25 protein-coding genes are annotated in these 26089 nt (G+C 59.0%); 7 read left to right on the top strand and 18 right to left on the bottom strand.

Annotated features, from left to right (window positions below; translation table 11 throughout):
• Window positions 1-63: 63 nt before the first annotated feature.
• A complete protein-coding gene (locus NW828_RS00215) occupies window positions 64-1047 on the top strand; it encodes a glycosyltransferase family 2 protein (protein WP_011433457.1) in 984 nt (327 codons plus the stop codon).
• Here NW828_RS00215 and NW828_RS00210 read toward each other — a convergent pair.
• A complete protein-coding gene (locus tag NW828_RS00210; RefSeq protein ID WP_414380818.1) occupies window positions 1002-1883 on the bottom strand; it encodes an inositol monophosphatase family protein in 882 nt (293 codons plus the stop codon). The genes NW828_RS00215 and NW828_RS00210 overlap by 46 nt on opposite strands.
• A gap of 141 nt (window positions 1884-2024) precedes the next feature.
• On the opposite strand from NW828_RS00210, the gene NW828_RS00205 reads away from it, so the two are divergent.
• Window positions 2025-3995, top strand: a complete 1971-nt coding sequence (locus NW828_RS00205) for a protein kinase domain-containing protein (protein WP_414380817.1) — start codon at window positions 2025-2027, stop codon at window positions 3993-3995.
• A gap of 370 nt (window positions 3996-4365) precedes the next feature.
• Here the strand turns inward: NW828_RS00205 and NW828_RS00200 are convergent, their stop codons facing one another.
• The 4 genes from NW828_RS00200 to NW828_RS00185 all read right to left on the bottom strand — a co-directional run bounded on the left by NW828_RS00200 (window position 4366) and on the right by NW828_RS00185 (window position 8561).
• Complete coding sequence (locus NW828_RS00200) at window positions 4366-5889, bottom strand: S10 family peptidase (RefSeq protein ID WP_414380816.1); 1524 nt, start codon at window positions 5887-5889, stop codon at window positions 4366-4368.
• Window positions 5890-5978: 89 nt separating this feature from the next.
• A complete protein-coding gene (locus NW828_RS00195; RefSeq protein ID WP_414356811.1) occupies window positions 5979-6572 on the bottom strand; it encodes a hypothetical protein in 594 nt (197 codons plus the stop codon).
• Window positions 6573-6773: 201 nt separating this feature from the next.
• Complete coding sequence (gene thiL / locus NW828_RS00190) at window positions 6774-7796, bottom strand: thiamine-phosphate kinase (RefSeq protein ID WP_414380815.1); 1023 nt, start codon at window positions 7794-7796, stop codon at window positions 6774-6776.
• Between the two features lie 114 nt (window positions 7797-7910).
• Window positions 7911-8561, bottom strand: coding sequence for a class I SAM-dependent methyltransferase (locus NW828_RS00185; RefSeq protein WP_011433463.1), 651 nt, complete (start codon window positions 8559-8561; stop codon window positions 7911-7913).
• Between the two features lie 116 nt (window positions 8562-8677).
• Between NW828_RS00185 and NW828_RS00180 the strand changes: the two genes are divergently transcribed.
• A complete protein-coding gene (locus NW828_RS00180) occupies window positions 8678-8893 on the top strand; it encodes a hypothetical protein (protein WP_011433464.1) in 216 nt (71 codons plus the stop codon).
• 24 nt (window positions 8894-8917) lie between these two features.
• Here NW828_RS00180 and NW828_RS00175 read toward each other — a convergent pair whose 3' ends face one another.
• Together NW828_RS00175 and NW828_RS00170 are read right to left on the bottom strand one after the other, a co-directional pair.
• Entirely contained in the window at window positions 8918-9772 is an 855-nt protein-coding gene (locus tag NW828_RS00175; protein ID WP_414380814.1) for an ABC transporter permease, read from the bottom strand.
• 127 nt (window positions 9773-9899) lie between these two features.
• A complete protein-coding gene (locus NW828_RS00170; RefSeq protein WP_414380813.1) occupies window positions 9900-10913 on the bottom strand; it encodes an ATP-binding cassette domain-containing protein in 1014 nt (337 codons plus the stop codon).
• A gap of 321 nt (window positions 10914-11234) precedes the next feature.
• Between NW828_RS00170 and NW828_RS00165 the strand changes: the two genes are divergently transcribed.
• Complete coding sequence (locus tag NW828_RS00165) at window positions 11235-12230, top strand: hypothetical protein (protein WP_414380812.1); 996 nt, start codon at window positions 11235-11237, stop codon at window positions 12228-12230.
• 422 nt (window positions 12231-12652) lie between these two features.
• On the opposite strand, the gene NW828_RS00160 is transcribed toward NW828_RS00165, so the two are convergent.
• The 9 genes from NW828_RS00160 to NW828_RS00120 form a co-directional block, all read right to left on the bottom strand.
• The gene (locus tag NW828_RS00160; RefSeq protein ID WP_414380811.1) at window positions 12653-13873 is read right to left on the bottom strand and encodes an aminotransferase class V-fold PLP-dependent enzyme; all 1221 of its coding nucleotides are present in this window, start codon (window positions 13871-13873) and stop codon (window positions 12653-12655) included.
• 176 nt (window positions 13874-14049) lie between these two features.
• On the bottom strand, window positions 14050-15675 hold the full coding sequence (locus NW828_RS00155) for a peptide chain release factor 3 (protein ID WP_414380810.1): 1626 nt from the start codon (window positions 15673-15675) through the stop codon (window positions 14050-14052).
• 294 nt (window positions 15676-15969) lie between these two features.
• A complete protein-coding gene (locus NW828_RS00150; RefSeq protein ID WP_414380809.1) occupies window positions 15970-16803 on the bottom strand; it encodes a hypothetical protein in 834 nt (277 codons plus the stop codon).
• 1 nt (window position 16804) lies between these two features.
• Window positions 16805-17605 carry a ParA family protein gene (locus tag NW828_RS00145; protein WP_414351212.1) on the bottom strand — a complete coding sequence of 267 codons (801 nt, stop codon included), beginning with the start codon at window positions 17603-17605 and terminating at the stop codon, window positions 16805-16807.
• 124 nt (window positions 17606-17729) lie between these two features.
• Window positions 17730-18914: a pyridoxal phosphate-dependent aminotransferase gene (locus NW828_RS00140; protein WP_414380808.1), complete on the bottom strand. Its 1185-nt coding sequence runs from the start codon at window positions 18912-18914 to the stop codon at window positions 17730-17732.
• A 57-nt stretch (window positions 18915-18971) separates the two neighbouring features.
• Complete coding sequence (locus tag NW828_RS00135; protein WP_414380807.1) at window positions 18972-19574, bottom strand: hypothetical protein; 603 nt, start codon at window positions 19572-19574, stop codon at window positions 18972-18974.
• A gap of 61 nt (window positions 19575-19635) precedes the next feature.
• Window positions 19636-20547 carry a cell division protein FtsX gene (locus NW828_RS00130; protein ID WP_414380806.1) on the bottom strand — a complete coding sequence of 304 codons (912 nt, stop codon included), beginning with the start codon at window positions 20545-20547 and terminating at the stop codon, window positions 19636-19638.
• Between the two features lie 93 nt (window positions 20548-20640).
• A complete protein-coding gene (locus tag NW828_RS00125) occupies window positions 20641-21480 on the bottom strand; it encodes a cell division ATP-binding protein FtsE (RefSeq protein ID WP_238376738.1) in 840 nt (279 codons plus the stop codon).
• A gap of 40 nt (window positions 21481-21520) precedes the next feature.
• Window positions 21521-22270: a WecB/TagA/CpsF family glycosyltransferase gene (locus NW828_RS00120; protein ID WP_011433483.1), complete on the bottom strand. Its 750-nt coding sequence runs from the start codon at window positions 22268-22270 to the stop codon at window positions 21521-21523.
• A 247-nt stretch (window positions 22271-22517) separates the two neighbouring features.
• Here NW828_RS00120 and NW828_RS00115 point away from each other — a divergent pair, with 247 nt between their 5' ends.
• The 3 genes from NW828_RS00115 (at window position 22518) to NW828_RS00105 (ending at window position 24341) form a co-directional block, all read left to right on the top strand.
• The gene (locus NW828_RS00115; protein ID WP_414380805.1) at window positions 22518-23183 is read left to right on the top strand and encodes a DUF4439 domain-containing protein; all 666 of its coding nucleotides are present in this window, start codon (window positions 22518-22520) and stop codon (window positions 23181-23183) included.
• Window positions 23184-23417: 234 nt separating this feature from the next.
• Window positions 23418-23804 (top strand): plastocyanin/azurin family copper-binding protein, encoded by a 387-nt coding sequence (locus NW828_RS00110; RefSeq protein ID WP_414380804.1) that lies wholly within the window; start codon window positions 23418-23420, stop codon window positions 23802-23804.
• Between the two features lie 9 nt (window positions 23805-23813).
• Complete coding sequence (locus NW828_RS00105) at window positions 23814-24341, top strand: hypothetical protein (RefSeq protein ID WP_414380803.1); 528 nt, start codon at window positions 23814-23816, stop codon at window positions 24339-24341.
• A gap of 5 nt (window positions 24342-24346) precedes the next feature.
• On the opposite strand, the gene NW828_RS00100 is transcribed toward NW828_RS00105, so the two are convergent.
• Together NW828_RS00100 and NW828_RS00095 are read right to left on the bottom strand one after the other, a co-directional pair.
• Window positions 24347-24598: an RNA-binding S4 domain-containing protein gene (locus tag NW828_RS00100; RefSeq protein WP_414347935.1), complete on the bottom strand. Its 252-nt coding sequence runs from the start codon at window positions 24596-24598 to the stop codon at window positions 24347-24349.
• Window positions 24598-26004, bottom strand: a complete 1407-nt coding sequence (locus tag NW828_RS00095) for an NAD-dependent succinate-semialdehyde dehydrogenase (protein ID WP_414380802.1) — start codon at window positions 26002-26004, stop codon at window positions 24598-24600. The genes NW828_RS00100 and NW828_RS00095 overlap by 1 nt, the downstream gene beginning before the upstream one ends.
• Window positions 26005-26089 lie beyond the last annotated feature (85 nt).

Here is a 26089-nt window from a genome sequence, read left to right as displayed (position 1 = left end):
GGAACCCCTCTTCCCTGAGGTGTTTTTGCTCAAGGGCTGTACAGCCATCCCTAGGGATCCCCGGTGTACATCAGCGTCATCATTCCCACCTACAACCGCCGTCCCATTTTGGAGCAGTGTCTGCGGGCCCTGGCGCAGCAGCAGCCCGGCCCCTACGAGGGCTACGAGGTGGTGGTGGTGGACGATGGCTCCACCGATGGCACAGTGGAATGGCTGCAGAACAACCCCGTTGGCTTGCCCCAGTGGAAACTGTTGCAGCAGGAGCACCGCGGCCCCGCCGCTGCCCGCAACCTGGGGTTTCGCCACGCCCAGGGATCCCTCATCGTCTTTATCGACAGCGACCTGGTGGTGGTGGATCACTTCTTGGCCAGCCACGCCCAGATGCTGCGGCGGCACGGCGTTACAGGGGATCCCCGCTCCCCCCACGAGGCCAAGGTCTTCACCTACGGGCGGGTGATCAACACGAGCAATTTTCAGGATCCCCGCTCCGAACCCTTCAAGCCCACCGATTTTTCGGCAGCCTTTTTCGCCACCGGCAACGTGGCCATTGCCCGCCATTGGTTGGAGCTGGCCTGCGAAACCCCCGCCGGCCCCTTTGACGAGCGGTTTCACCTCTACGGCTGGGAAGACCTGGAGCTGGGGGTGCGGCTAAAACGTTTGGGCCTGCGCCTGGTCAAGTGCCCCCAGGCCACCGGCTACCACTGGCATCCGCCCTTTGAGCTGCAGCAGATCCCAGGATTGATTGAGCGGGAACGGCAGCGGGGCCGCATGGGCATTCTCTTTTACCAAAAACACCCCACCTGGGCCGTGCGCCTGATGATCCAACTGACGCCCCTGCACCAATTCCTGTGGGGCCTTTTATCCCTGGGGGGCTGGCTGAACGAGAAGCGGGTGGAACCGCTGCTGCGCTGGTTGATCCGGCATGGCCGCTCGCAGTTGGCCTTGGAGCTGTGCCGGATTTTTTTCCTCAACTGGTACAACGTGCAGGCCGTTTACGAAAGCTACAGAGCGATGAAGGCGCGAAATAAGGGGATCCACTCGGCTTGAGCTGCCACCAGGGCGGGGTAAGTGAGTCGGCCATAATCCTTGCCGGGAATGAGAGGCTGGCCGGGATCCGGATCGGCACAGCTCAGGGGTTCCCAAACGGCGCCGGCCCCCTTGACAATGGCCCACACTGCCGCCACATCCCAGATCTTGGGCGAGCGTTCTACCGCCCCCAAAAGGCTGCCACCGGCCACCGCCAGCAGGTTGTAGGCAGCGCCCCCCAACATCCGCGCTTTGCAAGGGAATTGCGGGCTAATCCAATGGCTGCTGCGGGAACAGAAATTGAACAATTGGTTGGGGCCGGGTGAGGCGGTGCTAGGACAGATTGGCTGGGGACAGGCGGGATCCCGGTCGTGGCGGGTGAGAAAAGCTCCTGCTGCTGCATCCCCAGGAAACCGAGGCCAATAACCGTAAAAAGTCTGGCGGATGGGCGGCAGATGGACACAGCCAAACACCGGCACGCCCCAATGCAGCAAAGCCAAGGAGCTGCCCCAAATGGGGATCCCACGGGCAAAATTGGTGGTGCCATCCAAAGGATCCACTACCCAACACCACTCCTTCTCGGGAAAAATGTGGTTGGATTCCTCGCTCAGATAACCGTGATCGGGGTAGGCAGCGGCAATGGCCCCTTGAAAAGCGCGATCCGCCCACTGGTCAGAAGAGGTTACCAAGCTGCCGTCGGCTTTTAAGGACTCCGTCCCGCTGGCGCGAACCGTAGGGTGGGCCTGGCCAAAGTCTGCCAAGAGCTGGGATCCCACGCTAGCCGTGGCCTGCAGGGCAAACTCGGTAACCTCCAGCCAGAAAGGGGATAGAGCAGCAGTTGCAGAAGGAGCACTCATGCCCCAATCCTAGCGGGATCCCTGGCTTTTGGGGTGGAAAAGGGGTCGCAATGGCAGCGGATCCCTCACAAGCAGGTTCTAGGCCCATAAGCTGAATAGAATCAAATCATAGGTAAACTCCCCAGCTGGCCACCCTCCTCCATGAACCAGCGCCTGATTGGACAACTGATTGGCAACCGCTACCGGCTGACCCGCCACATCAGCGAGGGTGGCTACGGCAATGTGTTCGAGGCGGTGGATACCCAGCTCAATGACGAGCTGGTGGCCGTCAAGTTGTTGCGCCCGCCGCCCCCGGACATGGGCCCAGAGTACTACCAGCAACTGCAGCAACGCTTCATGGATGAGGCCAGGGTCAGCGCTCTGTTGGGCGAGCACCCCAACATCGTGCAGGTGCGCTCTTACGGCCTGTACCAAAACCAGCCCTATCTGGTGATGGAGTACCTGAATGCCAAACCCTACAGCGGCCAGGGGTTGGACTATGTGCTGGCTCGGGAAGGCCCCTTGCACCCAGAGCGAGTGGTGAACTTAGCTCTGCAAATTTGCTCTGCCCTGCACCACGCCCACAACTTTCAGATGGATCTGGGCAAGCACTCCATTCGCGGCGTCATCCACCGCGACATTAAACCCAGCAACATCTTTGTGCAGAAAGGGCCCGATGGGAAAGAGCGGGTCAAGATCCTGGACTTCGGCATTTCCAAGCTCATGGGGGAGACCTCTCGTGGCCTGACGCAGACGGGCTATTTTTTGGGCACGATGGTCTATGCCTCGCCCGAGCAAATGCGCGGAGAAAAGCTGGATGGCCGCTCCGACATCTATTCCCTGGGGGTGGTGCTGTACGAGCTGTTAACTGGTGCGTTGCCCTTCGAGCCGGATACCGACACCTTGCAAGGCTGGTACCACGTCCACAACTTTCAAAAGCCCCGCCCCTTCCAAGACCACAAGCTAGCCCACCCCATCCCTGCTGCTCTGGAGAGGGTCATCCTCCAGTGCCTAGAGAAAGACCCTGCCCTCCGCCCGGCCAACATGGAAGGGCTCAGCCAGCAGCTACAGGCTGTCTATGGAAACAAGATCGCCCCTCCTGCCCCGTTCGTCCCCTCAAATTCCTCTCGTTCACCTCAAGGTGTTCGCCCCCCGCGGATCCCGACCGGATTTGGCCAGCCGACTTCCCAACAGCCCCGAACTGCCCCAGTTGAGGAAGAAAAGCTCCAGCAGGCGGTCAGTCTGATCGAGGCAGGCGAGTACAAGATGGCCGTCCATCTGCTCAATGAGCTGATCCAGAGCGCCCCCAACGAAGCCCGCTACTATCTCTACCGCGGTCTGGCCCACCAACGACAGGGGCATTGGGGCCTTGCCCAGATGGACTATCAAGGGGTGCTGCGGCTGGAACCGGGTAACCCTTCAGCGGAACAGGGACTGCGCGAGGTGGAACAGAAGGTTGGGCAGGAACATGTCAACAGCAAGTCCGGCTCTCATCTGTTGGATGCACCCCTGAATGCACCCCGCCTGGGCAAAGGGTTGGCGTTGAGTTGGCTCTTGGCCAATTGGGGGGCGGCTGGGATCGGCTACCTGGGGCTGGGGGCATCAGCGCCTCTGCTGGCGGCTTTGGGATCACTACAAGAAGCGGTGGCTGGAGCCGGCCTTGGCTTGCTGATGGGGCTGCTACAGTGGGCGGTGTTGCGGCGGCAGGTTTCTGTGGGATGGGTGGCTGCAACTCTGCTGGCCACGGCTTTGGGTTGGGCGGCGGCGGATTTCCTCGCTCCCCAGGTGGGGGTGGCAACCTCTGCTTTTAACCCGACGGATCCCTGGCTCCAAAATGTCTTGCGGGCGATGGGAGATGCGCTGCGCGGTTTGCTGGTGGGGGTTGGCGTCGGTGGGCTGCAATGGGCCTTGTGGTCTCAGGGCTGGAAAGGTGGCCGGGCTTGGCTCTTGGCGGCAGTTGCCGAAGGGGCAGGATCGGCTCTGTTGATGGGTTGGCTGCTGGACAATACTACCTTGAACAGTTGGCTGCTGCTGATCGTGGGGCTACTGGCCAACACGCGCCCCCTCAGCGCAATGGTGCTTTTGAATTTGCGCCGGATCCCTACTGTTCAAAATCAACAACAAGCCTCTTAGGCCCCAGGGATCCCATCTGAGTTCTCTCTCTCAAGAAGAGGGAAAGACAGGAATCAAAACCGCTCATTATTTTTCTCACGATTTTTCTCACGGTTACCGGGGAGCGCCGTGAGATCCCCAGCTCAGAGCTACGCGACTGGTTGTAGGGAGTAGGGTCGTTTGAGCTATTGAGAAAAGCCCTATGGCCCTGTGCATGCAACGTTTTGGGTGTGGGCCACTGTCCTGGCCTAAATTTCAAGAGGGCAAGGATGCACGCTATAGAGGAACTTTCTAGCGGAGCTATTGCACCGGCTAGTGTCTCATTGCCATTTGAATTGACTATAAGTGCTGCTGCAAAACCAGGAACCAGAATCCTCGCCCGGCGAGTATGTTATGACTCTGAGCTGGAAGCTGTTTTCGAGTAAAACTCACGCATTTCTGTAAACCACTCCAATCGCGAGGGATCCCAGGTGTAGAACATGTGTCCGCCGCGATAATGACGTAGGGTGAGGTTGGCCTTCAACCGCGGATCCAACTTCATCAAATCCACCAGGTGATTCGAGGCAAAGTAGGGCGTGACCAGGTCGTAAAAGCCATGATGAATGCTCACCCGCATGTGGGGGTTGAGGGCCATGCTGCTGCGCAGCTCGTCCATTGCCCCGATGAATCCTTGCTTCAACTCTCCTTTTGGGGTGAACCGCCAGGACTTGAACACCTCCAGGTTCAGTAGGTGATAGGTCAACTCCGTTTCCACCTGCAAGGTCTCTCGCAAGTGGCTGTTGATGGCTGCCGTGAACAGGCGATCGATCCCATCCAAGGTGGGATCGGATCCCTCGAAGGTAGGCCGATCCGGAAAGGGATCCACCGTGGTTACAGAAGCATCGTAGAGCCCCAGCACCAGTCGCTGCGACCGCAACAGCTCGCGGGCAAAACTGGCGATATCGATCCGCCCGCCTTTGTGGGCCACATACTCTGGAGATAAGCCGATCCCTGCCGCCATCTCCTGATACACCGCTTGCCGTTCTGCCTCTGGCATTGCCTCCCCCATAGCCAAGAGGGGCAGCAGACGTTGTCGGGCAAAGCGTTCTGCTTTGGGCAGCAGGATCTGCAAATCCTCCCCCCAGCCACACCGTCCATGATGGGCTGCTGTGGCCACATAGGAAGGGAAAAGGGCTGCCCAGGTGCTGAGGTTGTAATCGTTGGTCTCCAGCAACCCAAACTCAAGTGCAGGCGAGATGAGAATGGCCCCCGACAAGCCTACGCCAAACTTGGATTGCAGCTCCTTGGCCAGCCGCGCCACCCGAAACCCACCGTAACTCTCGCCGGCAATGAAAATGGGGGAGAGCCAGCGTTTGTATCGGGAAAGAAAGCCCTGAATGAATTCTCCCAAGGATTGCAAATCCCGCTCCACATCCCAGAAAGGCGATTCCTTAGGAGGCTCCTCCGCCTTAGCATCCGGCTGAGGGGGCTTGGATGCCGGATCGGATTTCTCCCGGGAATCTTTGGGGTCTTGAGAATCCTTGGGCAGGGCGCGGCTGAACCCCGTCCCCACCGGATCGACAAAGACCAGGTCGGAAAAGGGCAGCCAGCTTTCGGCATTGTCCACCAGCCGCACCGGAGAGGGAGGCAAACTGCCATTGGGCCCGAAGCAAATCCGTTTGGGCCCCAGCGCTCCCATGTGCAGGTAGGCAGAGGCTGCCCCAGGCCCACCGTTGAACACAAAAGTGAGAGGGCGGTGCTGGGCAGCAGAGTCTTGCTTCAGATAGGCGACGTGAAAGATCTCGGCCACCGGTTTTTCCCGCTGAAAAAGGGTCTGCCAACCGGCCAGCGCTTGGTAGGTGAAGCTCTCCTCTCCAGCCGTAAACCTGTGCTCGGTGGAGGAGAGGGGGGAAGTGGGCTTGGATTCAGTAGCCATGAAATGAAAACAGGGATCGGCAACTTGATCCCCAGTGAATCACAAGTCGCCGACCCTCAACACTCCCAGAGGAATCTCCAAACGGCACCTCACAAAGTCAGCGGAGCTTCCAAAGTTAGATTGAAAGATTGGCCGGGGCGCAGCACCACCACCTGGGGAGCGGTAACATTGCCCACCACCACTCCAGTCACGGCGCCTCCTAAGACATTGCCCACCGAGACTCCGCCCGTGATCGCCCCCAAAATGGCCCCTGCGGCTGCCCCAATGGCTGCATCTTGAGCAATGGCCTCAGCCGAATACTGACGGGGATCCTTTTCGTCGTGGAGGATGTTGGAGGAAGCCCGTAGGCTGTAGGTACGACCGCCGAGAACAATAGAAGTACCGACAAAGCGGGATCCGCCCGGTGCAGGTTCCATCTGTCCAAAAATGCGGCTACCCGCCGGGATCACCAAGCGCCCCTGGCTGTCAAAAATGTTCTGAGTAACGGCCACTTCCAGGGGATAGACGGTGTCGGGATAAAAGTATTGCGGCCCTTCGCTACTCAGGCTGCCGACCGGGATAATCGTCCCCTGCTCAAGGCGGTAGGCACCCAATTCAAAAAGCGGCTGAGCCGAACTGGGCAAGGGGGCCAACGCAGGGATCCCGGCCAGGCCAAGAATGGCTGCTGTTAAGATAGCTTTCATGAGTAGAGTCTCCAATGCTTCTCCAAGTTCTGCCGAGTTCTGAGCAGTTGCCTGAAGCTATTCCAAGTCAATTTGCTTCCTTGTCTCAGCTTCTCTCCACTTCTAGGTTATCGAATCCTTCCTAGGGCTTGTTTTCTCCCACAAGTCGATTTGTTTTCAACTGTTGGCAGTTTGGGTGGCCATCCTGCAGCACAACTTCTCTCAGAAATGCTGGAAGGCTTGTTGACGGCTGAGGGCTTGCCCGTCCTTCAGCCAGACGGTTCCCTGCGGATCCCAGCCTGTCACTTCTCCAATCCAAACGGCCCCCGGCAATCTTTCCAACAGATGCTTGGCCACCGACACCTCGGCACTGAGGAGCAGCTCAAAATCTTCGCCTCCATAGAGCGCCCACTCCCAGGCTTGGGCCGGAAAAGCCTGCCGCAAAGCTTCTGAAATCGGGATCCGCTCCACCTCGATCCTCGCCGCCACCCCGCTGGCCTGACACACCTGCACCAGGGCATCTGCCAAACCATCGCTGGTATCCATGCCGGCAATGCGCAAGGGATCCGGGATCCCTTCCAAGAGGGGCACCAGATCCAGGCGCGGGCGTGGGTATTGGTGAGCCCTGATCAACTGCTCGCGCTCGGCTGCCGTGGCTGAGGATCCCTGTTCAGGATGGAGAAGCAGCTCCAAGCCTGCCCGCGCATCTCCGTGGGGCCCTGTTACCACCAGCCAATCGCCGGGTTGAGCCCGTCTGCGCTGAATAGCCCGCCCCGGCTGCACCGATCCCAGGGCCGTGATTGCCACAAATCGATGCGGCGACCGACACAGATCCCCTCCCACCAGTTGGCATTCCCAGCGGGCGCAACAGTCCCGCATCCCTTGATAAAGCTCCTCCACCCAAGCGACCGGCGTGGATCCCGGCAAGCCCAAACCCACCACCAACGCCTGCGGACGGGATCCCATCGCGGCCAGATCCGATAGATTGGCGGCCACCGCGCGCCAGCCCACCGCATGGGCCGGGGTCGTCAAATCGCTGAAGTGAACTCCCTCCACCAACACATCGGTTGTCACCACCAACTGCCCCTCCGGAGCAGCTAACACCGCCGCATCGTCTCCCACCACCTGGGCCGGACAGTAGCGCTGCACGATCTGCAGCAGCCCTGCCTCCCCAATTGCCGAGATGGGTAGGGGGGAAGGATTGCCGTTTTGTGGGGAAGAACTGTCAGAAAGACCGGAGAACAAGACAGACCTCTGAGGGTAGCGAGGATAACACAGCTGCAAGATCTGGTGGATGCTGGAGTCTTGTTGGATATTTCCAAGGATCCCGCCTGCACGCCACAGGCAAGCTGGAGAATTCTACCCCGCCGTCCGCTGTCCAATTAGGGCATAGAAGGGATCCCCGCCTCCGCCTGCCCAAAAGCCCAGCCAACCCATAGGGGCAGGCCGCTGGATCACCTTCACCACCGCAAACCCCGGCACCGACTCAAAATAGCGCCTGACCAACTCCACTCGCCCCGCCTCAGAGTTGTCCCGCCAAGCCTGGATCGCCTTCTGGAAAAACATGCGATTGGAGAAGCTGACGATGAAGAGGCCCTGGGGCTTTAGGATGCGATACACCTCGGCAAACACCTGCTCTGGCTGCTGCAGATATTGCACCGAGACCGTGTTTAGCACCGCGTCGAAGGATTGATCAGGGAAGGGCAGACTTGGGTTTTGGTTCAAGTTTTGGATGAAGAAGTGATCCAGCCGGGGGTTGGCCGCCAGTTCCTCAGGGTTCATCCCATGCCCCTCCACATGGGCAAACTCCATCTCAGGTGGCAAATGGGAGACCCAACTGCTCATCAGATCGAGAATGCGGGTCTGGGGCCGCAGATGCTCGCGGTACAGATCGGTGAGCTGGCCGATGAAGCCAGAATCCACATGAGTCACGAAGCGAGGATAGCTGTAAAAGAGGGCATCGTCGCTGGGATCCAACTTGGAGCGCTGCCAATCCTTGAGCACCACCATGGCCAAACGGTTGCAAATCTTAATCAAAGCTAACATTTTGGAAGCTTCGGAAAAGGGGTGGGCGTGATACCTTAGCAGAGCAACAGTGGCCATTTCGCGAAGGACTCTTTGCCGTGATGTCTGTGTCTCACCCCTCTTCAGCGGCTCCTTCTTCTTCTGGGTCTAACTTTGGCCTGCGGGAGTACGTAACCGAACTGCAGCTCCACATGGCTCTGCAGGCTCGCAGCCTTACTCCTTCTCTCAGCGTTTCCCCAGCCCAGGACAGCCCCCTGGCTCTGGTGCAGCGGGCACAGGCAGCTATGGAGAAGTCCGTTTCCCGCCAGTGGCTTTGAGCGGCACAGCCTGGGCAGAGATGCTCAGGCCAAGCTTTTGCGCAACACCCCCTGCACCAGTAGAACCGACACCCCCACAAACCCCGTCAAAAGGCCCAGGGATCCCGCCAGGGTGAGATCGCCCCAGGGAGCCTGCAGCACCACATCGGCCCAGCTCCAGCTATCGCTGCGGTAGACATGGCGAATGGGCTCGATGGCAAAAGTGAGGGGGTTGAGGCTGGCCACCCAACGCAGCCAGGTGGGCATAAAGCTCAGGGGAGCCAAGGCCGTGCTGGAAAAGATCAGGGGCAAGTTGACCAAAAAGATGAAAGCCAGCAATTGCTGGTGCCCCGGCATGGCAAAGGCCAAGCCCAAGCTCAGCGCCGTAAAGCCCAAGACCAACAGGCCCACGATCAGGGCCACCACCGCCAAGCCTGGCCCGTCGGGGATCCCGGCCCCAAGGGCGTAATCTGCCCCCACAATCACCGCCGTCTGCAGCAACGCCAAGCTGACGATAAACAGGCTAGAAGCAAGAACAATGGAAAAACGAGAGGTGAGGGGAGCCACCAACAACCGGTTCAAAAAGCCAAATTCTCGGTCGAAAATCACCGGCACCCCGGCATTCAAGGCTCCACCAAAAGCCGTAAACACGATGACTCCCGCCCCCAAAAACTGGGTGTAGTTTTGTCCGGCCCCGAAAATGCCGGCAGGAGCATTCTGAAACAAGGCTCCAAATAGAATCAGCCAGAGCAACGGCTGGATAATGCCGGCCAGCAAGGTTGTGGGGCGACGCTGCAGTTGGATAAACAAGCGGCGGGTGAGGGCAAAGGTCTCCTGCCAAAAATCAGCCGTCAGAAGGGGGATCGGGTTGGGTTGAACCGAGGAAGAGGCAGAGTTCATACCAAAGCTCCTGTAGGGTTGCGATCAATCAATCCATTCCAAATCCATCTACCAAATACCTCGATGTGCCTTTGTATAGGGATCATTTGTATAGGGATCAATAGGGCTCGAGCATGAGGTGATGAAGTTACTTTTTCTTTTTGCCCAGATTGGCCTCGGCAGCGGCCAGCTCCGCGTCCATCAGGGTTTGCCCGGTTGCCGCCAAATACACATCATCCAAGCTGGGACGAGACTGGGTGCTGCTGAACACCTCTAGCCCATGAGCTTGCAAGTGAGCGCGGATCTGGCTGAGGGGATCCTCTCCATTCCGCTGCACCACCAGGTTCAGGGCGTTGCCCTGGGCGCTGTTGATCACCACCTTCTGGACAAAGGGCAGGGATCCCAGCAGTTGGGCACCCCGTTGGGCCAGTTCCGCCGGGGCAAATTCCTGCAGCTTGACGGTGATGCGCTCGCCGCCGACGCGGGTTTTCAGCTCCTCGGGGGTTCCCTCGGCAATCACCTTGCCCCGGTCGATGATGGCCACCCGATCCGCCAGCAGGTCGATCTCCTCCAGGTAGTGGCTGCTGAGCACCACTGTGATCCCTGTGTTCTTGAGTTGGCGCAAAAAATCCCAGATGGCCAGCCGACTGGGAATGTCCAGGCCCACCGTGGGCTCGTCCAAGACCAGCACCTGGGGTTGATGGAGCAGTCCTGCCGCCAGATCCAAGCGTTTGCGCAGCCCGCCGGAGTAGGTACCGATGCGCTGGTCGGCGCGGTCGGTCAGCCCCAGCAGCTCCAGGACGGCAGCGATTCGCTCTTGGGCCAGGGGGCGCGGCAGGTGGTAGAGGTCGGCCTGCAACTGCAACAATTCTCGCCCGGTCAGCACCTTATCCAAGGCCACCTCTTGGGCGACAAACCCCAGTTTTTCTCGTACCGCTTTGGGGTTTTCGCTGGCCGGGATCCCGTACACCTCTATCCGGCCCGCATCGGGACGAAGCAAGGTGCAAAGGCAATGCAAAGTGGTGGTCTTGCCGGCCCCATTGGGGCCGAGAATGCCGTAGATCTGGCCGGGTTCCACCTGAAACGAGACGTCCGCCACGGCCACTGTGGATCCGTAGCGCTTTTGAAGTTGCTCTACCAAGACCGCAGGAGTATCTGACATGGGTATCCACATCTCGCTCCCTCTAGGCTATCAAGCCTCTACAGAAGATGAGGGGTGGCGATCGCCCCCATTTCTTGCCCCTTGCCGCCAACCCCCTAGGGATGGTGGGAGCTGAACCGAGGCTCACGGTATAGTGGTTCAGGCGAATCCGGTGGGGGATCCCTGCCCATCCTTCAACCTAGTCCGGTTGGGTCGAACCCTCGCCAAGGTGTTTGTTGTGGATCTGTGGAGAGGAGATGAATGCTGAAGCCAAAGCGTGCCTCTTGTGGGGGCTCGGATTCCCCCACCGCAAAAGGTTGCCCTGCTGTAGCTTATATAACTTTGGCGCTCTTGGCGCTCAGCTTGGTCGGTTGCGGCGAGGGAACCACTCCCCTGGGCCCACTGGAAAATGTCTTTCTGCGGGCAGATGATTTTGAAATTACAGGGGGATCCCCGGCAGCGGGCGCAGTGGGGCCTTACCTACAGTTCAACATGCGGCGGCAACGGGATAACCAAATCCTAAATCGCCCCCTCAATGTCTATGTGGACAACGCCGGGCTGGCAGAGAGGCGGAATCCCCCTCTGGATAACCAAAACCGCCCCATCCTCTTACAGCGCTCGGTGGCCTTTTTGGGCAATGGCCTGGATTTGAACAGAGATGGCCAGCCGGATCTGCCCCCCAAAGAACCCCCCAACTTCACCAGTGGCCCGCTGCTGCCCTACACCCCGCCCAATCAGTGGCAAAGCCGGGCTGCCCTTGCCTATGTCCCCGGACAGGCCAATATCCCCGGACGGAGTCCCAGCGACCGCTTTGGCATCTACTTTTCTTCCATCCTGCCCTACACCGGGCAGCTTCGCTTTCGCGCCCGCGACGAGCTGGGCAATGCCTTTGCCCGCACCTTTGAGGTCACCTACCCGCCGGCAGCCAGCCGCGCCACGGTCACGGTTACCTTGGCCAACCTCACCGCCACTGCCCAAGAGCCGGTTCTCATTGCCATTTGTAACCAGTTGGGAGCTGCTGCCGTGGTGGGCCTGCGGAGTGGCACGTTCACCGAGCTGGTGGATCTCCTGCCGGCCCCAGGGCTGCCGGTGGATCCCACCTTGAGCGAGCCCATCCGCTATGTGGCCGAGGCTTATCAATTTAACCGCGATCGAGCCGTCATCCGCGTTTCCCAGAATCCCACGGATCCCAGCCGCATGAGCGTTCCTCTACTGGGATCCGAAGGGGCAACCGGTCGGGCAGATCTGACGCTGGTGAACTCCGCAGGGGATCGGCTGACTTGCTTCAACGATCGGCTTTCGGATCTGCGGGATACGTTTTCTGACTTTTTCAGATAGTCAATTCAAATAGCAATGAGACACTGGCCAGTAGAATAGTCCGACTTGCAAAAGCAGGCCTTGTCACTTCATCAACAGAAGTTCCTCCATCTGCATGCATCCTTGCCCTCTTGAAAGCACTGCGGTCGCTTCAAACTAGATTGAGACGCTCCCCAAGCGTTCCGCGCTGCTTTTACCGACTCCCATACCCTTCCCTTCCGCTGTATGACCGGCTTTGTACGTCTGTGGGTCTGCTCCCTTCCTGGACATGCCCTACGACTCTCTCTTAGGTCAAGGCTTCTTTCTGAGGTCTACTGGCATGCCATCCTACCTGTAACGTCATCTCATCCTCAACTGAATTGACCATAGATCTGGAATCGTTTTACTGGTGTGCGAAGCAACTATACTTGCAATGTCGTGAAAGCGGCTCAACCGACAAAACCTCAGGGCAGATGCTGCAAGGCCAGCGCCAACTGTTCGTACTCTGCCAAACGGTTGTAGACCTGGGCCGAGATGCGTACCCAAAGCTGCCCGGCGAAGGGGATGATCGGAACCTCAATGCGGTACGTGTGCCACAGGTAATCGTGCAGGCGACGGGCGCGCTCCCCAAGAGGCAGCTCAGGGATCCACTGCTGCCAAAATGGCGGCAAGGGTAGGGTGGCCATAAAGCCCAACATCTTTTCGGGGGCGGGCGGGATCCCCTCAAGAGCCTCCAAGAGCAACTGCCGCGCCTGCAGCAGCAGAGTGTGGTTGTGCTGACGGATGTTGTCCAGTCCCACCCCTTGGATAAACGCCAGGGCTGCTGAAATGGCCAACCAAGCGCTGGGATCCCGTGTGCCCACCCAGTCGAACTCCGCTGTGAACCCTTGCCCATAGCCGTGGGAGATCACCGTAGGATGAGTTTGGGCCTGTCGATAGGGGGCCACCCACAAAAAGGCACAGCCTTTCGGGGCAAACAGCCACTTGTGGGCATTGCCGGTGTACCAATCGGCTCCTAGCTTTTCCAACTCCAAGGGGAGAACTCCGGGGGCATGGGCGCCATCCACCAAAACCGGGATCCCGCGCTCCCGACAGAGGCCGATCAGCTCAGGCAGGGGGTAGATCAGAGCCGTAGGCGAGGTGAGGTGATCCAACACCGCCAGGCGAGTTTGGGGAGTGAGGATGGCCTCGAAGGCCGCGATAACCTGCTCTGGCCCCGCAATGGGGAAAGGGATCTGCGCCTCAACTGGGATGGCTCCCCACTGGGCACAGATGTACTGCAATGCCTGACGAACGGCCCCGTAACCGTGATTGGTGCAGGCGATCTGATCCTCTGGCCGGAACCGCAGCGAGCGCAAAACGGCATTGACCCCGCTGGTGGCATTTTCCACAAACACCAAATTTTCGGGTTCGGCCCCGACGAAATGGGCCAGTTCTGCTGCCGCCGCCCGCAAGGCTCGAGGAAGTTCCTCTCCCATAAACTGCACCGGCTGAGCCTCAAGGCGTTCCCGCCATACACTCTGGGCCTGCAACACCTTTTTCGGGGTCGCGCCGTAGGAGCCGTGATTCAAAAAAACGGCTTGCGGATCCAGTCCCCACAAGGAGCGTTCGCAAAGTGGCGCACAAGCACTGAGGGCAGCGCCAAAGTGGGGAGAATCGGATCCCAGGTTGGAGAAGAAAGGCATGGTTCACTCCCTCTGTCCCTGGACGATGCAGGAAAAAGATGGGGGAATTGCTGCGATCTGTGTGAGGGGTTTGCTCAGAAATCCAAGAATGTCAACACAGCTACTGTGGAGACCGATGGCATCTCGACTGAATGTCAGAACCTAAGGCTCTTTGAGACGGATTCTCTTAGGTTGATCTATTGGCCGTCACCCAATTCTGGGCCGAGATCCGAGATAGGGGCAATTTTGCTGAGCTTGATTTTAGGGTTGCTGGCAGCAAATTGCTGTAAAGTCCACTCGTTCTTAAACAGAAGAACGGGCCTGTCTTGAATGTCTTTAACAACTAGGGTGTTAAACAAGCTGGGAATATTCTCCAGCGCCTTCCAGCCATTCTCGACCCAGCGGGCCAGGGTGTAGGGCAACATCTCCAGTCGGGTTTCGACGTTGTATTCACTTTCAAGGCGATACTGCAAAACCTCAAACTGCAATTGGCCCACCGCTGCCACAATCGGATCCCGTTTGGAATCGTCGATAGAGTACATGATTTGCACAGCTCCTTCTTCCCGCAGTTCCGCTACCCCCTTCTGGAACTGCTTAAACTTAGAAGGATTGGGATTTTTCAAGTAGGCAAACAGCTCAGGAGAAAAGCTGGGGATCCCGGCGTAGCGCAATTTCGGGCCGGTGTAGATAGTATCTCCAATCGTGAAGATGCCGGGATTATTCAGGCCGATCACATCCCCAGGGTAAGCTTCGTCGATGGAGATGCGCTCTTGAGCAAACAACTTCTGGGGATAGGATAGACGGATCGAACGATTGAGTCGGGCATGGTTGACCACCATATCCTTCTCAAACTTGCCGGAGCAGATGCGTACAAAAGCGACGCGATCCCGATGGCGGGGATCCATGTTGGCCTGCAGCTTAAAGACAAAGCCCGTAAACTCAGGATGTTCGGGCGGGATTAGCCCAGCAGTGCTCTCGTGAGGCATTGGCGGTAAGGAATACTCCAAAAATGCATTGAGGAAAAGCTCCACCCCAAAATTGGTCATGGCACTGCCGAAAAAGACCGGGGTTTGTTTGCCGGAATGCACTTGTTTTAGATCCAAGGTGGGCATGAGACCATCCAGCAGTTCCAGCTCTTCCTTGAATCGGTAATACAAGTCTTTGTCGATCAACTCCTCAATTTGTGGATCCCCAAGTTTAATAACGGTATCTTGAACTTTTAGCCGCCCCCCAGATACCCGCTCAAAGAAATGAAACTCCTGAGTCCGACGGTCAAATAGCGCAGTAAACCGCTCGCCTGAGCCAATTGGCCAGTTGACAGGATAGGGCTTGAGGCCCAGTTCTGTCTCAATTTCATCCATCAGCTCCAAGGGATCCCGACTTGGGCGATCCATCTTGTTGATAAAGGTAAAAATCGGCAGCCCCCGCATCTGACACACTTCAAACAGCTTGCGGGTCTGGGTTTCCAACCCTTTGCCGGCATCTTCCAGCATCACGGCATTGTCAGCCGCTGCCAGGGTGCGATAGGTGTCTTCGCTGAAGTCCTGGTGGCCGGGAGTATCCAGCAGATTGAGACGAATGTTGCGGTAATCAAATTGCAGGACGGTAGAGGTGATGGAAATACCCCGCTGCTTTTCCAGTTCCATCCAGTCGGAAGTGGCCCGCTTTTGCGCCCGACGGGCCTTCACAGCTCCCGCTTCTTGAATGGCCCCCCCGTACAACAGCAGCTTTTCGGTGAGGGTGGTCTTCCCCGCATCGGGATGGGAAATAATGGCAAAGGTGCGCCGTTGCTCTACAGCTTTGGCCAAATCAAGTTCTTTCATCAACTGTTGCCGCTCCACTACAACCTGGTCGCCTTAAAGAAGATTCGGCCGCGATGTTGTCCCCTAAAGGATGGGAGAAATACGGAGAAGGAAAAAATAGAAAATCAGTGGGAAATACGCTTGAGAATAATGAGGTTGGGTTGCCGCCAGGTAGCGAGGGGGAGAGAGCACAGGCCGAAAAGCGCGAAAAGCCAACAGAACCATTTTGACCCTAGCACAGGAACAGGGATCCCTGTTGTCTGGCATACTGGCGGAGATCTTGAGGGGGAATTTCCCAGGCCAACCGGCCAGAACTCAAAGCAGATGCTGCTCGTTGTTGTTGCGCAACGCTGACGTGAAGAGCAGTTGCTCAATCGTGGCAATGGTGAAGTTTTGGCTGATCACCAGCCGCTCGACGCGAATGCGGTGGGCTTGCAGGAGGCAATCTTGCTGCAAGGGCTTGGGCAATTGTTCCCAATGATCCAGCAGGACTTCCAGCAAAATCTCGCCCGGTAGCCCGGTGGCGCTTTCCAGGGATCCCAGCTTTTCTACCCTCTCGGCAGACCATTTGAGGGTAAGCTTTTGCAGGCCCAGTTGTGCATCCAGAGCCTCGCGGGGATCCGACTGGGCACCCTGCCCATTGGGGGTGCCATTGCGGCGAACCCCATTGTCGGTGCAAGCAGTAGCAGGGGGCAAAAGCTCGGCTGGCTTTTCAGTTGGCAGCGAAGTATTGGCCCATTTGGCCAGACTGACCTGGGGTGGGGAGACAACCCTTTCCACCTCGACCGGAGCGGGCGACAAGTTGGACAAGGGATCCGCATCCCGAGAAGGAGCTTCAGGTGTGGAGAGCACACTGGCCAGGAGAGGCATCCGTCCTGCCTCTGGTGGGGTTGTGGCAACCTGGCACAGAGGGGACGAGGCGGCGGCAGATGGATCGGGCTCAACATCTAATGCCGCAGGGTGAGGCAGATCCAGGGAATCCGTCCCCCTGTTGTCCTCTGGACGGTGCGGAGCCTCAACGCCATCGGCAGCCGTAGGTGCAGGTTCCATCGGCTCTGGCTGCTTATTCACCCCCATGCGCGAGAGCAGATCCGCCTTGGTGGGGCCGGTGGGCAATTTTTTTTTGGGAGGCTTCTTGGCAGTAGCCATGTTAGCGGGCCTCCAGCACAGCCTTGAGGATCTCGCGATAAGGTTGGGCCAGGAGATCTTCCCCTGCCTCCGCCAACGACCAGCCCATGCTGTTGGTTTGCTGAACGACCGTACTTTGCCGCACCGGCGTGAAAATGGGGATCCCTTGCATCATTTCCGCCAAGGCTTCCACCGCGGCCCGCGACATTTTGGTGCGGTTGTTGCCCACCCACTGTTCCCGTGTGGGGAGCACCCCCAAAAACTTGGGCACATGAAAATCCAGCTCTTCCAATTCTTTCAACAGCACCAGGGTACTTAGGGCCCCCATCACCCCCTTTTGGGTACATTCCGTCGGCACCACCAGCAGATCGGCGCTGAGAATGCTGTTGTAGGTGAGCAACCCTTTCGAGGGGGGGCTGTCGATGACCAAAAAGTCATACTCCGGCAAAATCGGTCGCAAAGCCCGCTTCAAAAACAGCTCCCGCCCCGGCTCCATCACGATCGCATCCATAGCCCGCGAGAGACTGTAATCGCTGGGGGCCAACCACAGCCGCTCCTGGCGATCCTCATTCAACGGCGGACGGATAATCTCCCGAATGTGAACCCGATCCGCCCCCGGCAAAATCGTCTCGGCAATGGTGGCCGACTCCGACAGATCCGTCCAGCCCATCCACTGGCTCAGGTTGCCCTGTGGGTCAAAGTCAACAGCCAGCGTCTTGCCATGCTCGGCCAGCATGATGGCCAAGTTGAGGGCGGCTGTGGTCTTTCCGGATCCCCCACTCAAACAGGCAACGGTGATGACAAGCGCCGTTCTGCCAGACATGAGTTATCCCCTCGTAGCCCATCCCCTAACACTATAGCTAGGGTTAAGCAATGGTGTTCACACCTCTAATGGGGATTCCGCCACTGGGGATGGCCTGCGGGGATCCATCCGCTCTTTTCAATCCTCAGAGGGAAGCCACAAACCGGTGCAGCCGCTGCAGCCCTTTTTCGAGGGTGGTGCGATCGGCAGCATAGGAAAGGCGAATGTAGGAATCTGCCCCAAAGGCTACCCCCGGCACAGCAGCCACGTGGTGTTCCTTGAGCAGCTGCCGGCAAAACTCCACCGAACTTAACCCGGTTTGGCCGATGTTGACAAACACATAAAATGCACCTTCTGGCTCCGGGCAAGTCACCCCCGGCAAGGTGCGGATCCCGTCCAGCATCAGATCTCGCCGCTGCCAGAATTCTTGGCGCATTTTTTCCACAGCTGCTGCCGATAGGGGGCTGGTCAGGGCTTCCAGAGCACCGTACTGGGCGAAGGTACACACATTGGAGGTGCTGTGGCTTTGCAGGTTGATGGCTGCCTCGATGATGGGCTTGGGCCCGGCCAAGTAGCCCACCCGCCAGCCGGTCATGGCGTAGGCTTTGGCAAAGCCACTGCTGAGAATCAGGCGCGGCATCAAGTCAGGGCAAAGGGATCCCAGGCTGATGTGGCGGGCCTGTCCGTAGACCAGCTTTTCGTAGATCTCGTCGCAGATCACGTACAGGTTGGGGGCCGAGAGGATCACCTCTGCCAGAGCTGCCAGCTCGTGCTGGTGGTAAACGGCTCCGGTAGGGTTGGCCGGTGAGTTGAGAATCAGCAGCTTGCTGCGGGGGGTGAGGGCCTGGCGCAATTGCTCGGCGGTGAGCTTGAACCCCTGGGCCTCTTCCGTCTGCACCCGCACAACCTTTGCCCCTGCCAAAGCCGCAATTTCGGGGTAGCTGACCCAGTAGGGAACAGGCAGGATCACTTCATCGCCGGGATCCAGCAGCACCATGGCCAGGTTAAACAGGGTTTGCTTGCCGCCGTTGCTGATCAGGATTTGGTCGTGGCTGAACTCCAGGCCGTTTTCCTGCCGCAGCTTATCGGCCACTGCTTGGCGAAGGGCGGGGATCCCAGCGGTGGGGCCGTAGCGGGTTTTGCCATCTTCCAGAGCACGGATGGCCGCGGCCCGAATGTGGTCAGGTGTATCGAAATCCGGCTCGCCTGCGCTCAAGCTACACACATCCAGCCCCTCTGCCTGCATGGCTTTAGCCAGAGCCGAAATGGATAGCGTGGGGGAAGGGGATAGATGGGCGACCCGTTGGGACAAGCCGGCAGCAGACACCATCGGTTGGGAAGCTCTTTGTTTTATTTTAAGGTTCTCAAGCAGGGCCAATCTAGATAGCTAGGCTACTGCGGTCAACAGGCGGGTACCATCCACCAACAGCAGTTTGTTGCCCTCTCGCTCTGCCAACAGATCCCAAAACTCGCCCGCCACAGCTCCGGGCAAGAACCCTTCCAAGCGCAATTGCAGAGGAGCAAATTGCTTGGTTCCCTGGGGCTTGCGCCGCACGGTCACCTCAACAAAGCCATCGTGGGGCTCGACAATGCCGCGGATGTTAAAGCCTTCCTCTGTGTCCTCAGGGGCAGGCAAAAACGGTTCTTCTTCCCACTCTGGGTCTTGCTCCTCTTCCGGCAGGGCCAGGATGCGGATGATGCTCAAGCCCAAAGCCCCCCCTGAACGCGGCTGCGGCTGCACGTAGTACCAGTAGGTATGGCCGCTCTTGATGCAGTGCTCGAAGGGGCCGAGAAGCTCGGCGCGTCCGGGGGTAGCCGGATATTCTGCTCCGTCAGAGGCAACCAAAATTGCCTGTGCATAAGTCTTGGGGATCGATTTCAGGGATCCCTTAACTAGGCCCAAAGCGCGGAATTGGTAAGGGTGGGCGGGAGGAGGCAATGGGTTCATGGCGGCCAGATCTTGGAAAGCCAGGGAAGTAGAGTCCATCATCTTATCCTATGGCGATCCTCAGATTGGAATATCCAGGGCTTTCCTCAGCATCGCCTCCAGCTCAGCGCCCTGCCGACTTGCGCACCGCGATCAAGCTGCTGGTGGTGCCCAGAAAAACCCCCATCCCCAATAACATTGACGGCAAGAACCAAAACTCCAGTTGGCTGCGATCTGCCTGCATCACCTTGAGAAAGGGCAAGGCAATCAACTGCTCCAGCAGCTCCTGCAGCAACTGCTGGGATCCCAAGACCAATCCCCAAGCTCCCACTGCGCTGATCACCCCAAACAGGCACCCTTGCAAAATAAAGGGCAAGTAAATCCAGGCTGCCGTCGCCCCCACCAATTGCATCACCTCGATCTCCCGCCGCCGCGCCATGACGATGAGGCGAATGGTGGTGGTGATGACCGCCACCGCTGTCAGGGCCAACACGCCGGTAATGGTCAGGGATCCCAGCCGCAGCAGGTCCTGGAGCTGGGCCAGTTGCTCCACAATGCGGTCGCCGTAGTAGACCTCATCCACCCCTTCCAGTTGGCGAATCTGCTCCGCCACTTCCCCCAAGGCTTCGGTGGAATCCGCCTTAACCCGCAGAGCATCCACCAAGGGGTTCTCCCCCAACTGGGTTTCCATGGCCGCCTCGTCTTGGATCCCCATTTCCAGCAAAAGGTTGCGCCAAGCCTGGTCTTTGGTGATGACCTTCACCTCGGCCACATGAGGCAGTTGGGCGACCTGAGGTTGCAGCTCCACCCCCTGCCGTTCCGGCTCCAGGTAGACGGAGATCTCCAGTTGTCCTCCCAGCGACTGCACCGTGGCATCCACGCCCCAGGACAGCTCAACGCCGATCCCCACCAAGAACAGCAACACCAGCAGGGTGCTCACAGCGGCCCAGTTCAGCCAGCCCCCCCGCCGCAACCCCAAAAAAGTCTCCTGTAGGAGATAGCGGATTTTATTGAGAAATCGGGAGAGAGATTGCATGCTGTTCTCCATCCAACAATCAATGGGCTCAGACCCTTGCCCCCTGGAGCTCAACAGAGCCTGTGGAGAGCAAAATAGGGATCCCGGCAGCCCTCAGCGCAGATCATACAGGCGCCCTCCCTCCATGCGCACCACCCGGTGGCCGGCCCGCTCCACCAGATAGGGGTCGTGGCTGGTCATGATGACGGTCACCCCAAAGGAATTGAGCCGCTCCAAAATCTGGAGAACCAAGAGGGAGTTTTCCGGATCTAGGTTTCCTGTTGGCTCGTCCGCCAGCAGCAGCACCGGCATGTTGACAATGGCACGGGCCAGGCTAAGGCGCTGCTGTTCCCCCCCCGAAAGCTCATGGGGAAAGTGATCTCGCTTTTCGGTCAGCCCCACCATCTTTAGGGTCGGCCCGATGCGACGGCGGATTTCTGCGGGGGACAGCCCTTGGGCGCGCAGCACGAAGGCCACATTTTCTGCCAGGGTGCGGTTGGCCAGAAGGCGATAATCTTGGAAAACCACCCCCAAGCGCCGCCGCAACATGGCCAGCGGACGCGGTGGGATGCGGTAGGGTCGCCGCCGCCCTTCAGAAGAAAAGAGACAGACTTGATCGACGATGACCGTGCCCTCGGTGGCCTGTTCCGCCCCGTAGAGTAGCCGCAGCAGGGTGGACTTGCCCGCCCCGGAGACCCCAGTTACGAACACAAACTCGCCGCGGCGCACCTCCAAGTTCACATCCTGAAAAATTAAGTTGCCGTTGGGAAAGACCTTGCTCACGCCCCGCAAGGACACCATGCTGGCCGGGGCTTGCAGGGATCCGGATTGGGTGCTGCTGTAAAAGCCCAGGGTGGCCTCTGGATGGGCTGGGGCAGGGGGATGAGGGGTCGGAGCCGTACCCGCCCAACGGTGTAAGCGAGGAGGATAGCCGATGTGCTGACCGATCACCATAGTAAGCGCCTAGACAGAGGAGGGAGAGAGCGCCGGCAGACTAGGGGCGCAAACGAGAAGAGGGATCCCACAGCACTCGCCAGACAAAGCTGGGCAGAGCTAACATGCGTCGCCAGCGCCAGGGTTCCTGATAGAGACGATACAACCATTCCAGGTGATGGTCACGCCACCAACGGGGCGCTCGCCGTTTTTGGCCGGCCCAAATGTCCAAGCTGCCCCCCACCCCCATCCAGATGGCTTGGGGCAAAAGGGGACGCCACTTTTGGATCCACAGCTCCTGCCGCGGGGATCCCAGCCCCACCCACACCAGTTGCGGTCGAAATTCCTGGAGAGCTTGCAGAAGCTCTTTTTCTTCCTCGCTAGAGAAGTAGCCGTGGTAGCCCCAGAGGGCCAAAGCAGGACACTGGGCTTGCCAATATCGAATTGCTGCCCGGTTGACTTCCGGCCTTCCCCCCACCAGGGCCAAGCGCCACCCCCGTTCTGCCGCCAACGGGATCAGGGTTTCTGCCAGCTCGATCCCCGGCACCCGCTGGACGCGGATCCCCTGCCGCCGCAGGGCCCACACCACCCCAATGCCATCGGGGATCACCAGCTCCGCCGCTTGCAGCACCTGGGCAAAGGCCAGATCCCGCTGCGCCTGCATGATCATTTCCGGGTTGCAGGTAACCACCTGAGCGCCCTGACCCTCCCGAATACGCGCCTCAATCCAGGTGGCGTAGCTCTGTAGGCTGGCCTCCGGCAGAGCAAGGTGCAGGTTCACGCCCAGAATCGCATGGATGGATAACGACACTACCGACCGAATGCTGGCCCCCACTGGAGCCGTTGGACACGCTTTTAAGATAGCCCGGACCTTCTCCCAGAGGGAGAGGGGAGTTCGAGGAGGCATTTCATGGCTATTTGACCACGAAAATCTCTTCCCTCAGGCATCCGCGGCGGCATCCACGGCGTATCTCCATCAGACCAGGCCAGAGGGAATTGCCCGACCCAGAGCAAGCCCCTGAAGGTTGGTTGCCATCTTTCGAGACAGGAGACTTGAGATGAAAACTTCGAAGACTCCCTTCGCTCTGCCTCAATTGGCCGCCGAATGGGATCCCAGCCCTGCAACCTCCCGCCGCAGCTTGTTGTTGGCTGGTTTGCTGGCGGGCGTAGGTGGAGCAATTGGATTGCGCACCCTGCCCGGTGCCGCCCAGTCCAACACTGCCGACATCGCCATCCTCAACGCGGCCATTGACTTGGAACAGCAGGCAATCTGGGCCTACAAAACCGCTGCCGGCAAGTTGAGCAATACTGAGGTGGGCAAGATCGTGTTGGAAGTGGCCACCAAGAACCTGAAGGATCACGAACAGCACCGGGATCTGCTGGCGGGCGCCGTGCGGCAACTGGGGGGGATCCCCTCTCGGGCCCGGGATAGCTACGACCTTTCCACCTACATCGACAACAAAGAAGGCAATCTCGACTCCGATGCCAACATTGCCAAGCTGGCCCTGGCTCTGGAGTTCGATGCAGCCTTGGCTTACAACGACGCGTTTACCCAGCTTTCCAACAAAGACCTGGTGGCTGCCGCCAGCACCATTGGCCCCAACGAAGTTGCCCATGCCACTGCAATCCGGGCCGTGTTCCACAGCCTTGATCCCAGCATTCTGGTGGTGCCTGCCCCCTTTGTCAGCGCCGAGAGTCGGGAGCGCTGGATCCTGAAGGTGTAAAGCCCCTGCCGGCGATGACTTCCAGCTAAAGCCGCCAACCCCCGGCGACAGCAAGGTGTAGAACCCCCACCGGCGCTGATCTCCAAAGCCTTCCAACGTCCTCTGTAGGATCTTGGGGTTTGGAGATCTTTGGAGGTTCTTTGGAGGTCAAGGTGTTCCACACCGCTGTCGCAATCGCCTTCTTCTGAACGCCTCAGCTTTTTTTCGCTTCCTAACCTGTGTGGAGAAAGCCCTATGCCAATGACGCGGCGGTTGCTGTTGCTCAGTGGGCTGGGATCCCTGCTCAATGCGGGGGCCATCTTGGCCGTGGATCGGTGGCGACAAGCCAGCTCTGTTGCGGGGCGGGACCCTGTCGAAGCAACGGCGGCAGCAGAGGTAATCATTCGGGGGTTTCAATACCTGCCCTCGGAGGTTACCCTCAAGCGGGGGGGCAAGGTGACCTTCACCAACCTGGATTCCACCCCCCACACGGCTACTCCTGTGGAGGGAGCGCAGTTTCAAGGGACGGGACGGCTAAGTCGCAACGAGAGCAAAGCGGTGGTGTTCGAAGTAGCTGGGATCCAGGAATATTTCTGCGATATCCACCCCAGCATGGTGGGCCGCATTGTCGTCGTCGATTAGGTGAAGGCCATGCAAATGGAACCCCTGGGATCCCCTCTTCCCTTCTGGAACATTTGTCGGCGGGTGTACCTGGTTTGGGCCGTCCTTTTGGGGATTGGGTTTGCTGCCACCCAGTTTCACCAAGAGGCCAACATCAACTGGCTGTGGCTGGTGATTTCCCTGATTGGGTTGGGCTACATGGTGCGGCAGACTAGCTTGCCGGAGTTTCGAACAGCCGGACTGGCCCACCTCTACTTTGTGGGTTTGGTGTGGACGTTGGTGATCGCCCAGGGCATGATCCTCTCGGTGCTGCCCTCTGTCGGGCGTACCCCTTTGGCAGCTTTGAGCCCATACCTGGGGGTGTTTTGGCTGTGGCAAATGGGGCTGGGTCACTGGCTCAACGGCTTGGTGGATCCGCCGCGCCTCCCCTACTGGATCACCGGTGGGATCCAGATCCTGGCCGGAGTTGCCTGCCTGCTGTGGGGGCTGGAGTGGCAGTTTGCGGTGGCAGGGGGAATCGGGGCCTTGGCCATGCTTCTTTTGATCCGGTTGCACTGACCCGTTCACTGATCTGACTTTGGGGTCTTATCCAGGCGCACTCGCCAAACTCCACCTCCCACGGCCACTTCATCCCCAGGGCGCAGCTTGCGTCCCCGCCGGGTTTCCACCTCGCCATTCACCCGCACTTGCCCCGCTTGGATGAGCTGCTTGGCCTGCCCGCCGGTGGGAACAACCCCCGCCAGCTTGAGGAATTGATCCAGCTTGATTACAGGATCCGTCGCCGGCTGGGGATCCCTTTGAGGAGTCTCCGCCATCACTTCACCCAAATGGTTTTGACATTTACAAATTCCAGGATCCCTTCCCGGCTCAGTTCCCGTCCATACCCTGAGCGTTTGATGCCGCCGAAGGGAAGGCGCGGGTCGGACTTGACCATGCCATTGATGAACACGGATCCCGCCTCCAGCTCCTCCAGCAGGCGCTCTTGTTCCTCTGGATCGGTTGTCCAGGCGCTGGCACCCAGGCCAAAGGGCGTGTTGTTGGCCAGCTCAATGGCTGCCGACACATCCGGGACGGTGAACAGCAGCGCCACCGGCCCGAACACCTCCTGGTGGGCCACCGGATGATCCGGGGGGATGTCGCTCAGGATTGTGGGCGGGTAAAAATTCCCTCCCCAGGGGGAGCCACCGATGTGAACTTTGGCCCCCGCCTGCACCAAAGCCTGCACCTGTCCATCCACCTCTTGCAGAATGCTGGCAGTAGCCAGAGGCCCCACATCGGTTTGCGGATCCAAGGGATCCCCCACCTTGAGCTGGCGAAATCGCTCCGTCATGGCAGCCGTGAAAGGTTCGGCGATAGCCCTGTGTAGGATAAATCGTTTGGCGGCAATGCAGGATTGGCCGTTGTTGATCAGACGGGCCGTGACCGCTGTGGCGACTGCTGCCTCCAGATCGGCGCTGGGCAGCACGATGAAGGGATCGCTCCCTCCCAGTTCCAACACCGTTTTTTTCAGATGTTGACCGGCCAAACGGGCCAGGCTGGAGCCGGCGGCTTCGCTGCCGGTGAGGGCGGCCCCCCGCACCCGTTCATCCGCCACCACCTCTGCCACCTGGGCTGCTGTGATCAGCAGGGTTTGAAAGACCCCTGGCGGAAATCCCGCCTCCTGAAAGATCCGCTCCAGGGTCAAAGCCGATTGGGGCACGTTGGAAGCATGTTTGAGCAGAAGGGTATTGCCCGCCATCAGGGCCGGGGCGGCACAGCGAAACACCTGCCAAAAGGGAAAGTTCCAGGGCATCACTGCCAAAATCACCCCCAGCGGCTGGTAGCGGATCCCGCTGCGGCTGGCATCGCTGGCGTTCGCGTAAGCGTTGCGTAGCAATATGGAGCGCTCGGCCAAGAATCCCTCTGCCTCCTCGGCATAGTAGCGACAAACCCAAGCGGATTTTTCCACTTCCGCAACGGCAGAGGCCAAGGTTTTGCCCATCTCCAGGCTGATTAGGCGGCCAAACTCCGCTTTGCGCTCCTCCAGGATCCCTGCCACCCGCTTCAGCCAGGCGGATCGCTGAGCAAACGGGATCCGACGATAGCTCTGAAACCGCTCGTGGGCTTGGGCGATACAGCTTTGGATCTGCCCAGCGTCGAAAACGGGGTAGCGAGCCAATTCCTCTCCGGTGGTGGGGTTGATGCTGACCAGGTGCCCCTTCGCGTAAGCGTTGCGTAGCAATATCGTTTTCCCTCAACGCCTGTTTCTCCACTCTGGCATTTGTGCTCTGCCTGGAATAGTGCTCCGCACTGCTACTGCGTTCGCG

The sequence above is a fragment of the Synechococcus sp. W55.2 genome, assembly GCF_047461635.1.
Taxonomy (GTDB): domain Bacteria; phylum Cyanobacteriota; class Cyanobacteriia; order Thermostichales; family Thermostichaceae; genus Thermostichus.
Note: the sequence above shows the minus strand (reverse complement) of the source record. Positions and strands in the feature narration are given on the sequence as shown.